This window comes from Haloplanus natans DSM 17983 (assembly GCF_000427685.1).
Classification (GTDB): domain Archaea; phylum Halobacteriota; class Halobacteria; order Halobacteriales; family Haloferacaceae; genus Haloplanus; species Haloplanus natans.
The window spans coordinates 1-13209 of record NZ_ATYM01000003.1 but is presented as its reverse complement, the minus strand read 5'-3'; the positions used below and the strand labels follow the sequence as shown (position 1 = coordinate 13209).

Sequence of the window (13209 nt, the reverse complement as noted above, 5' to 3'; positions counted from 1 at the left end):
CACTAAGAATTACAATCGTCCAACACATTGGGGTACCTATGACCCTCCAATCGCTTCCAATTCGGCGACTAACACTGGGAAAAGAGGCAGGCGTGATATTCACTGTTCTCGTCGTTGTCTGGCTTAGTAGTCGGGGAGAACTCAATCCGTTTGGCCTGCTATTCGTCTACTTTAGTGCAGTGGCTTTCACTGGCCTGTACTTTCTCGCAAAATCCGTTAGGCAACGATAGTCGATCCTCAGCGTCCATCGCTGTGGCGGAAATTCGACACCGTGAAGCGTTCGTAGTTCTCCTTTCTAACGAAAAGACACATCCCACCGTCTACGTTGACATCCTCCCCGCCCTGAAGGGCGAGGATTCCCGCGTTGGGATATTGTGGTTTACGACGTGACCTGTTCTTGAGGTGCGAACGCACCAGTTTCCTTGTCAAACAGAAACGTCGATGGCTGTGCCAACCAGCCGTTACTCCTATCCTCTGAACGAAGACTCGGAGATACTTTCTGTCGAATGTTCTCAGCACCGTTCACATCTGCGTTCGCCACCGTCCCACACTCGTCACAGACGTACAACCCGCGCTCAACACGGTTCGCCTTTCGCTTCTGACCACAACACCAACACGACTTCGATGTATCGCACTCAGACACGTCATTGACCGCGATTCTTTCCATCTCGGCCTTGTATTCGAGCAGGTCGGTGAAGCGGTCGAACGCCCACGAGTGCAGGTCAAGATTGCCATGCTTGCCCCAGTTCTTCGACTCGCCGTTCTCTTCCTCATCACGGATGCCAGAGAGGTCGCCAACCACAATCGTTCCAACACCCTCCTCAACACATCGCTGGACGATGTGCTTGGAGAGCGTGTGGAAGTAGTGGGTGCGCCGTCGAGACTTCTTCTGATTTAACCGCGTGGCTTGCTCGGAATCGGAGTTGTCACAGCGAGCAATCCGCTTGCTGAAGAAGTAGTCGTCTTGCTTCAGACAGTTCAGCGGGTACAGCTCACCGTGGCCGTCTTCGTAGGCGAGGGCAGCGAAGTTGTTGATGCCGAGATCAACACCAACCGTCTTCTGACCGGGTGCCTCTGACACTTCGATTTCGACTTTGCACACGAAGTGCAGTTCCCACTCGCTTCCCGTCCAAACTGCCCGCGCCTGCTGGACGCTCTCCACGGTGGAGAGGTCAACGTCGGGCCGAGTCTGGTACTCGCAGAGGATGAAGTCCGACCGGTTGTCTTTGAGGTTCGAGCCTTTTGAGAGTCGGACTCTCTCGTACTCGGTGTCGAGTTTGAAGCCAGCGGCTTTGAACGTCACCGTACTTCGTGGGTGGTCGTCGCCGTGTTTGCGGTACTTCGGCGGGTTCGCTCGTGTATCTCTGTTGCGTCGTTTGCCGTACCAGCCGTTGAACGCCTCAGCGAGTTCTTGAAGGACTCGCTGACTTGACTGAGAATGCAGGTCATCGTAGCGTTCGTGCGACTTGAGGTACGAGGTGAGTTCGTTGTGTCCGGGCATGTGGCCGATCTCAGACCACACTCGGTCACAGACCCACCGTCCGACGTTCCAGAGTTTTGACGCTGAGAACCCGAGGGCGTCGAGGTCGTCTTGTACCTGTGGCTGGTTCCGGATGGAAGCAGTGTAGGTGCGAGTGACGACCTGTTCCGCCATACATAACCTATGTAGGTATAGTTACTTGAAGGCGTGGATTGGAGCGTGGAATATCCTGCCGTGCCATCGAACGGTGGTTGGTGTCGGGGTTGTCGGATTCATCCCCGCGCTAAAGCACGGGGCTTTCTCCTCGCACTTCCGTAATGGCTCGAACCAATCGTGACCGAGTGTTGCATAGGCCCTCCAAGTTAGTTACAATGTCACTGACGGGCTTTTGTCAGATCAGGAGGAGGCTTTGCGGGATACAGGGCGCGTATCATTCTCAGTGAGATGTTGGAATCGGTGCTGTTCGAATCGGTCGATACAGGGAACACACCCAATCAAAAATTATTTCATTTATGATATGAAATGCCGGAAGTGCTGATGCCCTCCAGCAATAGCAAACTGTTTGCGGTCGGACTATTTTGTCTGATGGTGACGGTAGCCGGTTGTAGTAGTTTCTCACCTGCAGACACTGCCACCACGGACGAATCTCCAACTGCAACGAACGTGTCCGAAAGCCTTACACGTTCATCGGTTCCCGAACAAGCAACTGCCTCAACGGATGGGTCTCCGACCGTGTTCCCTAGCCCTACGCAGTCACAGAGTCCCGAAACACGATCACGCGGGGGGCTACTAACTGTGGAAATTGTGGAACACATGGCCGAAGCCAACGAGAGTGGGGTAGTTCAGTACAATCGGACGGTATTCACGCGCTCACCATCACTGAACGGTGCAATCGCAGAAGCGATTTCCGAGAACGCGACACAGGTACGGGACCTCCCCCCGCAGGAGGTACAACAGGTCGAATCAGTAGCAAACGAATACGATGAACCAACCGGAGGATTCGTCGTTCGAAAAAATGGAACGAAAGTCCGTATCTCACTGGGATACGAGGTCTGAGTAGCCTCATACTCCCAGTGCGAAACGTTCTTTGCCCGGGCTTACTGCGCAACAGATTCACGAATACCGATCCGAAATCAGCAGTAGTTGAGTGCTGCATGTACGGTCTGTATCTCGCACAGGCTCATCTCCCACTTTGAACAGGTGAACCGCTCAATACCAGACCGACAAACCGCGAGCCAAGCGATTTTACTCTTCCGCATATAACAACGTCCGTTGGCACTCGGGACAGACGTATGGAACTGGTGTGAGGCTCCCGGACATCAGCCGACTGACGAGTCCACCTTCCGTTGAAACGATGGATGGCTGTCCGTGACTTTCGTTCAGCTTCATCCGCTCCAATGACTCGTTACAGTCCGGACACTGGCGCGTATCCATTGGTCTCAGCTCAGTATTGATGCCAAGTCGTAAAAAGACACATTTGAAATTTCGTGCTCGGAAACACTCCGGGACGAACTTGATCGGCGCTCTCCGGTAGACTGACCAACCCGGAAGTGCGAAATTTCCCGTACAGACGGAACTGGGAGTCAGCTGTGGCCGGGTTGAACTGAGCTGTTTCCGAGACTGGAACGGTGGCTCGTGGTTGATACATCGGCCCTACTAATACGACGATATGACTCGGAGTCAACAGTTCAGTACTGCGGAAGCTGGCGGGTGGTCCCTCGCGAACCGGCTCTTCGGCGTCAGTTTTCGCCGTGAGACCTACGTGAACTTGGCGTATCTGCTCGCCCGGTTTCCGCTCGGCATCGCTTACTTCACGGTCTTGGTAACCAGTCTCAGTCTGGGGGTGGGGCTGGTTCCGATAGTCGTCGGCATCCCGATACTGGCCGGCGTTCTCGCGCTCGGCGGCTGCATCGGGGTGATTGAAGCGGCGCTCTTGGACCGATTCTGCGGGCGTGACGTCTCCGTCACCCTCGCCGACCCTCGCGAACAGTCGGTGACGGAGTATCTGAAAACCGTCGCGACCACCCCTCGCAACTACCTTCTCGTCGGGGTCGGGTTTGTGTCGTTTGTCATCGGTATTCCGTTGTTCGTTGCCATTACCGTCGTGTTTTCGCTTGGGTTCACGCTCGTAGCCACACCCTTCCTCTACTGGATATCCGGTGCCGGATACGACTTCACAGGCCTCCGTGGCACCATCGAGGTCGGCTCGTTGACTGTCGACGCTGGGTCTTTGTTCGGAGCCAGCATTAATACGCTTCCGGAGGCGCTGGCCGTATCAGCGGTCGGTATCGTCGTCTGTCTCGCAGGCCTGCACGCAGTCAACCTGAGCGCTTGGCTTCTCGCCGGACTGATCGAGCGCCTACTCACGTTCCAGTTGAAGTGATCGTTCCCCGTCTCAATACGGGGCCGATCTGTCGCAACACACGGTGGACCAACATCAGAGGCGCTCGACAGCTCGCTCGGCGAACACTCCGATGAGCGCGATGCTCCCGCCGATGACCGTGTAAAGTACTAGGATTGCACTGATCCCGTAGCCCTGGAGATAGCCGATGCTCGATAGCCAGAGCATCGCGAGAACGCCGCTCAGTCCTCCGGTGATGACCGGCGTCAGTTCCTCCGCTGCGGGGTTCACGCTCTCGTATACGTGCCGCCCAAGCGTGACATCCTCCCACGACTAAAATCGTGGGCTTCCCACGCCCGTTTGCGCTGGTTTGGGAACTTACGTTTACCACCCGACACGCCGATGGGAGTGCCACGCCCCCGTTACTCCTATCGTGTGAAGGATTCGGAGTTATCTGGTTGTTTTAGGTCGGTTGAGGTGTCCGAGGGCTTACTTTTTGATGAGGCAAACACCGAGTCAACTGCCAGTTTTCGGACCGTCAATCACGACGGGGGTCCGTCGCAATGATAGCCACAAATACGTAGTGTAGGCACTCAAATCATCCGATTTCGGCATCTGAGAACTGTGCGGCGATTCATCCCACGACTAAACTCGTGGGTTTTCTCCCCTAATCTCTATAACTGACCTGTGGTTCAGATAGCGGCGCCGTACCGTTCGTTTCGCTCGACGACGGCGTACCCCTGAGCTTCGAGCGCGTCGTCCCGGTACCGGTTCGCGACGATTCGCTGGGGAACCCGCCGCAGGCCGAATCGCCGATCCGCCGTGTACTCGTACTCGACGGCGGTCCCGTCGTCCCGCGTGTCGACGGTGACGACGTACGTCGACCACGGCTGGCCGTCCACCGTGACTTCCAACTCGATCCGAAGGCCGCCATCCGGCGTCCGATCCGTCCGGGTATCGACGGTCACCTCGACCGACCGCAGGCCGAACAGATACGAGAGCCGGTACGTGACCGCTTCATCTCCAGTACGGATCTCGTCAGCGATACCCCACTGAAACACGAGGATCGGCGGTGTCGGCCCAGTGAACGACTCGGCGACGGACTCGGCGTCCTCGTCAGTTCGAAGACGGACGGTCCCGCGTGATTCGATGATCGGGGCACGTGCGACGACGATCAGCAGTCCCCCGACGACGACTGCGGGTACAAGCGACGTCGCGACGAACGCGCCGAGGAATCCAACTACGGCGAACACGACGATCAGCGCACTCAGCGGCCGTTCACGTCTGAGATATCGCTTCGCAATGGTGAGTGCCTCCTGTGGCCGGTCGACAGTTCGTGTGGAGGGCATCGCGAGAACGTTATGCCGATAGTCAATTAGTAGTGCTGATAGAACAGAACCGATGTAACGCTTAACACAAAAAATAACAGACGCGAAAGGTCACGTCTACGGAAGTGGATAGCTGAACTCCGCGAGCAGAAGTCGGAAGCAATTGAAACGCTCAAGCACGAAAGAATACACTCAGCAGTCGCGTTCGTACGGTATACCAGGCACGGGAGCGGTGACTTTCCCTCGCAGGGAGGCCGTACCGACCAATACAGGAATCGTTCAGAATCCGCGCTCCGTAAACGCCGTCCGTGCCCGTTCGTATGCCGTCTCACCGCCACTCGTGTAGAGCGACGGAAGATTCACGCGACGCCGATAGGTCGTTCCTCCCTCGGTGTACGTGATAATAAGCCGGGGGCGTGTCAGTCCTTTCTGGCCATCCGTTGCAGAGACCTCCTCGATCGTGTCGAGTCGAATCCGATCCGGCGATCGGAATCCACGCACGCGATCCACCAGCCAGAGCACGATCATCAGACCAGCCACGACAGCTATGAGTAAGAAATCACCACTGCGGACCGCGCTGACGGTCCACCAGAGTCCGATTGGAAATGCAAGCATGTATCCGACGAAGATTCCGTTGTGCCACCACGTCCCACTCTGCCAATATTCTTGATACAGTGACTGAATGTAGCCGGAAAGCGACTCGTCGAAGTGCACACGACCCTCGGAGAAGCGTGCTGTGCCGCGTTTTGTCGGAAATGACTCGATGGAACACATACGAGGACTCCTTGGCTATTCGGAACCGTCCGGATGACGTTGCATCACTCCACATTCCGGATAGAGGAGTGGGGAGAGCGGAAGTCGATGCCCGACACCGAGCCGGCCGAGCGTACCACCGTCTCTTTCACTTTCAATATAGAGGCCCCTGGCCCTCTCAGCAGTTACGTTCGTCCGCTCCATGTGGACGTTGCGATCCGGACAACAGCCTGCTCTCATTAGCGTCATACCGGGATATGCTATCGATCCGTAAAAAAATCCGAGCGCTGTTTCGGAGGTCGAAACACTGCTCTCGGCACGTTTTTTGGCCGAACTCAGACGGTATCTCCCGCGTGGCGATCCAGCCACGAGCCGATACAGCTCCCTCGACGGTGCCGAACAAGACGGAAGTTCTCACTCCATTTCAGGATGGAAGATGTCCTCGATATCGCAGCCGAAAAAGTCCGCAAGCGCAAATGCCAGTTCCAAGCTCGGGTCGTACCGCCCTCGCTCGATGGCGTTGATCGTCTGCCGGGTCACGTTCACGGCATCGGCGAGCTCTTTCTGTGTCACGTCCACTCTCGCCCGCCGGACTTTGAGATCGTTTTCCACGAGTCTCACACCGACTGTCGTTTATACCACTCGTACAGTCCGAAGCGAGTGGCAACCATACCCAAGATCAAGATTACGAGACCCTCTTTGGCCGTCACTGGTACGCTTTCCGCCTCGACGATGAGGAACAAAATCATCCCGAAGGCGAGGGAGACTCTGAATGCAAGCTCACCCGAGCGGTACGCAAGGTGCTCGATCCGTTCGTCAATTCTGACCTCGTCCGCTCGCTCTCGCTGCCGTCGGTACCAGGCCACGCCCCCGCCGAAGGTGGCCACGCCGGCGACAACCGCGCCGGCTTCAACCACGAGGCTGTCCGTGGCGCCTAACCCGATGCTCGCCAGCAGTACGCCGAGCAGTGCGGTGAGTATCGGAATGAGTCGCTGGAGCTCCATCACGAGTTGATGTAAAACATGCTTTCCATTTAGTCGTTATGCCATTACGTTACGGGCTTCGTCTATCTCTGCTCACAGGTCGACACCACGCTGGTTGCCGCGTTCCGCTTCACAAGAGGGATGATCAAAAGCGGCCGCAGTCGCAGTGTCGATCCGTGAGGTCCCCGGCCCGAGATTCGTCTCTCACGTGGAAACGAGCATCCATGCTTATCAATCGCCCACCCGGATTTCGAATATGCCCATCCCGATCGATAATTCTCTCCCCCCTGGTGACTCGAAAATACGGATTGCTGCTGCGTTCGTCACGACTGGCCTGTCACAGTGGTTCGGCGCTCGATACGCTCGCGGCTCAGCCATCGGAGCCAGAAGGGGTCACTGACCGATGGGGGCTGACGACTGGACCGCCGTCGGCAACTGGTCGGAGACGCTATCACGGGAGCAGCAATCCCTGGTTCACGGGGCGCTCTGGTTCGCCGTCGTTTCGCTGACTGCGTTTCTGCTCACCGAGAGAGCTAGTATCGAAGCACTCTCCGTTGGAGCGATAAGTGGTGTCCTGTACGCAGGGGTGGTGTACGTATGGAACCCGTACTGAACGGAGTCGGCCGACGTGTCGAACCGCCTACCTTCGTACTATGACCGATCGGGCCCCCGAGGTAGCACTCCCCGTCGCCGGACTGTTCGGGGTGGTGAGTGGTGCCGTCGTCTACCAGTTTCTCCTTCCGGATTGGTTCCCCGCACTCGCCACGGCAGCAACCTACACCGGGGCGGCGTATTTCTACCTCGCGTTCGACATCCCCCTCCTCGGGACGCACATTGAGTTCACCGACCGTGATCATAAATTCGGCTATGCAGTCGGTCTATTCGGAGTCAGCGTCGGGCCGTTGGCGGTCAGCGAATACGCCGGGCTGTCGAACTCGGGGGTGCTCGGCGTCGTCGTGTGGCAACTCGGGCTACTCGCGTTCCTGCTCCTGTCGGCGACCGCTGCTCACAGGGCATCCTGAATCGACGGGGCCACATCGTTCGGATGACTGTTCGATCCGGCTCGAATCCACGGGAGACGGCCGCCCAGATGCGTCTCAGCTCGCCGTATAGAGGAGTTGCACGAGGACGGCGGTCATCCCGGTAGCGATCAGAAACGCCCACCCAGTCACTCGGACACGCCGTCCGTACTCGGGCAACTCGTTGCCCTCCGTCCCGAGTATCGTGACGAGCCGACTCGGATGTCTGAACGGACTCGGCGGTTTCGGCTCGGAGAGCCGTCGCCGGAGCCGTCGGTACCGACTGAACGACTGGAGACCGTACAGGCACAGCGAGAGTATCATGCCGATCCAGAAGGCGGCCGCCGCGAGCAGCGGGAGGCCGACCGGTCCGAGCAGGTCGGCCTCAACCGACCGTGCCGACCCCTCGCTCAGGCTCAGGATGCCGAACGCCAACCCGACCATCGAGAGCCAGAACGCCACGAAGCAGACAGCGAGTGACCGTTTCGACAGCCGACGGAGCCTTTCGTCGTTGCGTTCGACCCACGTTCGGGACGGCGGCGACCGCACCTCGCGCTCCGGACGGAGTTCGTGCTGCCCCGGATGCTTCGATCCCAGTCCGGCGAGTACGACGATACACAGCAGGACGCCCCCGATGGCAACCGCTCGCGCCGGCCATAAGGTCCGCTCCCTGATCAGGAACGCGTTGCTCGGCTCCGATGGCCGCACGTACGCCCGAACCGTCGTCCCCGGCTCGTACGACCGAACGACCGACTGCGCGTTCGACCGGTCCGAGTAGGTTCGGATCGTCGGCCCGGGGAACACCTGCTCGCTCGTGTACGTCTCGCCTTGATACTCGTACGTGTACTCGATCTCCGGTTCGTAATCGATGCCTCTGCCGGCGTCGAGTCGCTCCACGCGTGCGTTATCGACCGTCGCTTGGACGGGGACGGCGTCGTCGACCGCCTGTCCCTGCTGTGCGTAGCTGTACCCACCCGCCCCGATGAGGGCGACCGCGAGGACCAGCAGGTAGACACTCTTTCTTGAGAGGTGGAGGGTCGTGATTCCCACAGGGAGTTCCATCTCGGTCGCGAATATGGCAATCCAACAGTATGAGAGTGCTGTCTGTCACACGCGTATCCGCGCCTCAATCCAATGTGCGAGCGGCAGCCTCGACCGCGAGTGCAGTCAGGGTAAACGCCACTGCAGCATCGAGGAGACTCCCGTCCCGTCCGGAAACGACAATCAACGACCCGACGTAGATGACGAAGGTGGCGGTACACGCGGCGCCCGTGCGGACGACTGCGGAGGCGACCCGTGTCCCCAACAGGTCGTGTGAGGTGAGCGTCGTCGGCGTCGAGACGCCGAGGACGATCAGTCCGAAGAACGCGGCGACGCCCGTACTGACGCGGAGTTGGATCGCGTACGCGCCGACGACCGAGAGGACAATGGCGACGGTGATACCTACATTCTCCGGCGTGAGGAGTCGGGCTCGAAGGTCGCGGATGGAGGGCACGTCCCGGGCTTCGTGTGACGCGTCATAAACCCTGTGCGGTGCGGGTCGCCATCGTACGGCTCGGTCGGGATTCGCTGCTGGCACCGGGCATCTCACGCGTCATCGCTCCCGTGCGCTCACGCCGACGGATCGGACGATCAGGTCGCGAGGTCGTGGGTAGTTCCGCGTGACGAACCGTAACGAAATTCTGTGGCGGTGCCACGGATTGGGTGGATGTCCAGGTCTGGATGGCTCCGGACCGCCGGCCGCGGCCTCGCGGTCGCCGTACTCGCTGTGCTCCTCGTCGGTGGCCTCGTTACCGACGGTCGGGTACGGTCCACGGCGTTCGCGCTCGTCGCGGTGGACCTCCTCCTCGGCCTCGTCGTGGTGAGCCTCGGTCACGCACACGAAGCGGGCCGTCTCCCACACCACCTCACGTTTGCCACAGTCTTCGTCGCGGGATGCCTCGGCGGGAGCTTCCTGTGGGAGACGACCGGCATACTCCCGGACCCCATCGCCGCCGGTATCGGCGTCGGCGTGTGGGTAGGGACCTCTTGGGCCGGGAGCAAACTCGCCTATCGTGGCCCGCTCGATCGTGTCCTCGACCGCGTCGGTGGACCGGGAGGATGACGACGCCACGGATGCAGCCGCGGGAGACTATCGACTGTGTAATTGTCGTCCATGTGTCCACGGAGCTGTAGGGGCGGAAGCTGCGACCGTCGCGGTGAGAGAGATCCGACACCAGTATTCTTGAGGATCGCTTCGATACGACACGGTGGTGCCATCGCACGTGCCCTCCGATACGTCCCGAGCGGACTGGACGAGCCCGGACTACGTTGCGACCGTCGTCGGGGTCCTCGCCGTCGGCGCGCTCGTGTTCTTCGCCGCGCTCACTCGATCCAGTCCGACGGTCGACGACGTGACGTTCGTGGTCTTGAGTATCACTATTCCAGTGACCCTCGCCTACGAACTCGCCCGCCGCTGGCGATGAGCCTCGGCCGTTCGTCCACGCCGATATGAAACGCTGCAAGACCTCGCGTCCACGTCTCGACTGACACATGCGCGTCCGTCCCCCGTCGGAGTGGCAAAGACATCGCGTCGGCAGCGTCGCGGCCGTCGCCAACCTCGTTCCGCTGGTCGGCGTCCTGACCCTCGGCTGGAACGTCTATTCGCTCTTGACACTCTACTGGATCGAGGGACTGGTGACGGTGTTGCTGGCTGCAGCGAAGGCGCTGTTCGCCGAACGTGGCTCGCCGGGTCTTCCCGATATCGAGCCGCTCCACGAGCTCCGTGAGAAGCGTGGCGGCTGGCGTCCCCTCTCCCGGCTCCCTGCAGTCTATCCACGGAACGTCCCGTTCGCGGCGTCGATACTCGGGTTCTGGACCGTCGCCGTTCTCCCGGCGAGCGTCCTCTACTGGTTGACGGCGGCACCGGTTATCCGCCCGTCGCTGTCCCTGCTCGTCGGCGGTGTCGGACTGGTGATCACACAGCTCCACGAGTTCCTGTCCGACTACCTCGCCGGACAGGAGTACGCCGACGTCTCCGCCCAAGAGATCCTGCGTGAACCCCTCCAGCTCGGCCTCGTGACTCTCACGGTGGGTCTGCTCGCGAGCGCCGGCGACCGATCCGGTGGGCTAGTCCTCCTCACCGGCATCGTCGTTGTCAAGACCGCGACCTCGGTCTATCGGCTCGTCACAGATCACACGGACCTCCCGGTGCCGTCCGTCCTCGACGGGGCGTTCGGCGGAAGCCACGCCGAGCCACGTCCGGATATCGACACCCCGGACGGGCCCGTTCGTGGACGGATATCCGTCGACGCGGCACCCGTCCTGCTCGGCAGCCTCCCGATGGTCGCGTTCGGGTTCGCTCACCGGTCCACGTTCGCTATCCTGATCGGGCTGGCGTTCGCCGCACTCACCGGTGGATCGGTCTGGTTAATCATCGGGCTCGTGTTCGTCCTCGTCGTCGCCGGCGCGCGTATCGGCAGCTACTACCTGCGGTACGGGACGATCGAGTACCGCCGGTACGAGAAGCGACTCGTAGCCTACGATACGGCACTCGGGGCCGTCCAGTGGACCGCCCCGGTGGACTCGGCGACGTTCTCGATCCGCAACGCGATCCCGGATCGACTGCTCGACACCGGCACGCTGGCGGTATCCGGGGTCGACCCCGACGACCGTGACGCCCAACTTGGCCCGGTCACCGATCTCGACGCCACGATCGAGACACTCGAACTGCCCGTATCGGACCCCGCTCGCCCCGAGCGTGATTCGGCCGTCATCGCGTCCGCCCTATTGCTCGCACTCTCCTTTCTCGCCGTTCCCGCCGGTCTCGCCGTCAGCCCGAACGTCGACACCGCACAGCTGATCGGACTCGCTATCGGCGTTGGACCGATTTTTTTGCTGCCGGTCGTGCTTATGATCTGGGCGGCGCTCAGACGAATGTAGAGGATTCCCCGATCGTATTTACGATCACCCGGACTGGTCTCAACCGGAACGGAAACATCGATCCGATTGGGATTCGTACCGTCAACTCGGGCGGGAACTGATCAGACAGCGAGATTCGAACCAGATCCCCGAGACGGTCCGGATATTCTCTGTGAGCGCTGTCAGTGAACTTTGGTCGTACAGTGGCGTCGCGTCGTAGGCCGGCCAATCGACGTGTGGGCGTTGAGCGATTCGTCGAAAGACATCACGGCGGGAAGTGTCACTCGGGACCACTAGAACTCCATACCCCTGACTCGTGTACGGACTCATCTCCATCGAAAGATGTGCGGCACTGTCCGAAACGGGCCAATTCCAACTTTGCTGTCATTCCTCTACTATCAGGCTGAGTCGGGACCACGAGAAGGTCAGTCGCCGATTGCGGTGATAATGTGGAGGACGAGGATGATGGCAGTGACAGCAGTCAGCAAGACGTGTATTCGTCGCCATCGTGAAAAGAGAGTCTCTTTTGTGACAGTCAGCACACGGCCAACGACTGACGGTATCTCGTCTCCTCGTCCACGCCGGACGACGTGTCGATGTAGATATCGACCATACAGGCCACTCGCCACCTCTACACCGAGCAAGGCAGCAACTGCGAGACCGAGGCCTTCCCACTCTTCGACAGCAATGAAGTGTGGCAGCGTTAGTGCCGTCCCGATGAGAACGACCCACTGGTGTGTTTGTAACTGATACCGCCGGTATTGCATCGGCAGCAATCGCTTTCGCTTTGCGAGACTGTACCCGAGGACACCGACGACGAGAAAGACAACGCCAGCTTCAACCACACCAATGTACGGAGCCTCATTCACTTCGCCACCAAGGCCCCACCAATCTCCAATCAGACTCGCGCCTGTCTCATCTTCGTCCGTATCCTCTGCATCTTCACCTTCCTCTTCCTCACCCTCCAATTCATCCACGTCCGCAACAGGAGGGAGTGACTGTTCTGTTGCGTCAAGATTTTTCACGACTATATGATCACCATCTACTGGTGATGCCCCCGCTTGAACAGTGCCGACTCCACTAACGACCAGAATGAGCACAACGGCGAGACCGACTTGCGATAATCGATTATACATATCTAGCTGTGGGTACGGTATCAAAAAGTGTGTTCGCGTCCAGTCATCGAATCGTATGCGTCCACACAGTATTCTGGCATAATACGAAGGGCTCAACGCAGGTGCCCGGGACTACTGTGCCTGCAGACGGTTACTTTACAATAGCGGATAGGTTTGATCCGGTATCAGCTAATCTTCGTCATCATCGTCGGAGTGGTCGTCGGAGTCATCATCGTCGGAGTGGTCGTCGGAGTCATCATCGTCGGAGTGGTCGTCGGAGTCATCATCGT

16 protein-coding genes are annotated in these 13209 nt (G+C 59.3%); 7 read left to right on the top strand and 9 right to left on the bottom strand.

Annotated features, from left to right (window positions below):
- Positions 1 to 379: 379 nt before the first annotated feature.
- The gene (locus HALNA_RS00075; protein WP_049934160.1) at positions 380 to 1654 is read right to left on the bottom strand and encodes an RNA-guided endonuclease InsQ/TnpB family protein; all 1275 of its coding nucleotides are present in this window, start codon (positions 1652 to 1654) and stop codon (positions 380 to 382) included.
- A gap of 639 nt (positions 1655 to 2293) precedes the next feature.
- Between HALNA_RS00075 and HALNA_RS20390 the strand changes: the two genes are divergently transcribed.
- On the top strand, positions 2294 to 2536 hold the full coding sequence (locus tag HALNA_RS20390) for a hypothetical protein (RefSeq protein WP_169718981.1): 243 nt from the start codon (positions 2294 to 2296) through the stop codon (positions 2534 to 2536).
- A 613-nt stretch (positions 2537 to 3149) separates the two neighbouring features.
- Positions 3150 to 3863, top strand: coding sequence for a sensor domain-containing protein (locus tag HALNA_RS00070; RefSeq protein WP_049934159.1), 714 nt, complete (start codon positions 3150 to 3152; stop codon positions 3861 to 3863).
- 54 nt (positions 3864 to 3917) lie between these two features.
- Here HALNA_RS00070 and HALNA_RS00065 read toward each other — a convergent pair whose 3' ends face one another.
- From HALNA_RS00065 to HALNA_RS00045, 5 genes are all read right to left on the bottom strand, one after another.
- Complete coding sequence (locus HALNA_RS00065; protein ID WP_049934158.1) at positions 3918 to 4112, bottom strand: hypothetical protein; 195 nt, start codon at positions 4110 to 4112, stop codon at positions 3918 to 3920.
- Positions 4113 to 4513: 401 nt separating this feature from the next.
- Positions 4514 to 5170 (bottom strand): hypothetical protein, encoded by a 657-nt coding sequence (locus HALNA_RS00060; protein WP_049934157.1) that lies wholly within the window; start codon positions 5168 to 5170, stop codon positions 4514 to 4516.
- Positions 5171 to 5428: 258 nt separating this feature from the next.
- Positions 5429 to 5923 carry a hypothetical protein gene (locus HALNA_RS00055; protein WP_049934156.1) on the bottom strand — a complete coding sequence of 165 codons (495 nt, stop codon included), beginning with the start codon at positions 5921 to 5923 and terminating at the stop codon, positions 5429 to 5431.
- A gap of 393 nt (positions 5924 to 6316) precedes the next feature.
- Positions 6317 to 6514 carry a helix-turn-helix transcriptional regulator gene (locus HALNA_RS00050; RefSeq protein ID WP_049934567.1) on the bottom strand — a complete coding sequence of 66 codons (198 nt, stop codon included), beginning with the start codon at positions 6512 to 6514 and terminating at the stop codon, positions 6317 to 6319.
- A gap of 5 nt (positions 6515 to 6519) precedes the next feature.
- Entirely contained in the window at positions 6520 to 6906 is a 387-nt protein-coding gene (locus tag HALNA_RS00045) for a DUF2178 domain-containing protein (protein ID WP_049934155.1), read from the bottom strand.
- A 382-nt stretch (positions 6907 to 7288) separates the two neighbouring features.
- Between HALNA_RS00045 and HALNA_RS00040 the strand changes: the two genes are divergently transcribed.
- Both HALNA_RS00040 and HALNA_RS00035 read left to right on the top strand, forming a co-directional pair.
- On the top strand, positions 7289 to 7498 hold the full coding sequence (locus HALNA_RS00040) for a hypothetical protein (RefSeq protein ID WP_049934154.1): 210 nt from the start codon (positions 7289 to 7291) through the stop codon (positions 7496 to 7498).
- Between the two features lie 40 nt (positions 7499 to 7538).
- Positions 7539 to 7907: a hypothetical protein gene (locus HALNA_RS00035; RefSeq protein WP_049934153.1), complete on the top strand. Its 369-nt coding sequence runs from the start codon at positions 7539 to 7541 to the stop codon at positions 7905 to 7907.
- Between the two features lie 75 nt (positions 7908 to 7982).
- On the opposite strand, the gene HALNA_RS00030 is transcribed toward HALNA_RS00035, so the two are convergent.
- A complete protein-coding gene (locus HALNA_RS00030; RefSeq protein WP_049934152.1) occupies positions 7983 to 8966 on the bottom strand; it encodes a DUF3592 domain-containing protein in 984 nt (327 codons plus the stop codon).
- A 64-nt stretch (positions 8967 to 9030) separates the two neighbouring features.
- The gene (locus HALNA_RS00025; protein ID WP_049934151.1) at positions 9031 to 9399 is read right to left on the bottom strand and encodes a hypothetical protein; all 369 of its coding nucleotides are present in this window, start codon (positions 9397 to 9399) and stop codon (positions 9031 to 9033) included.
- Between the two features lie 213 nt (positions 9400 to 9612).
- Between HALNA_RS00025 and HALNA_RS00020 the strand changes: the two genes are divergently transcribed.
- From HALNA_RS00020 to HALNA_RS20950, 3 genes are all read left to right on the top strand, one after another.
- Positions 9613 to 10008, top strand: coding sequence for a hypothetical protein (locus HALNA_RS00020; RefSeq protein WP_049934150.1), 396 nt, complete (start codon positions 9613 to 9615; stop codon positions 10006 to 10008).
- 148 nt (positions 10009 to 10156) lie between these two features.
- Entirely contained in the window at positions 10157 to 10369 is a 213-nt protein-coding gene (locus HALNA_RS00015) for a hypothetical protein (RefSeq protein ID WP_245575953.1), read from the top strand.
- A gap of 67 nt (positions 10370 to 10436) precedes the next feature.
- Positions 10437 to 11825 carry a DUF6498-containing protein gene (locus tag HALNA_RS20950; protein WP_245575952.1) on the top strand — a complete coding sequence of 463 codons (1389 nt, stop codon included), beginning with the start codon at positions 10437 to 10439 and terminating at the stop codon, positions 11823 to 11825.
- Between the two features lie 404 nt (positions 11826 to 12229).
- On the opposite strand, the gene HALNA_RS18965 is transcribed toward HALNA_RS20950, so the two are convergent.
- The gene (locus HALNA_RS18965) at positions 12230 to 12904 is read right to left on the bottom strand and encodes a hypothetical protein (protein ID WP_211225961.1); all 675 of its coding nucleotides are present in this window, start codon (positions 12902 to 12904) and stop codon (positions 12230 to 12232) included.
- Positions 12905 to 13209: the final 305 nt, after the last annotated feature.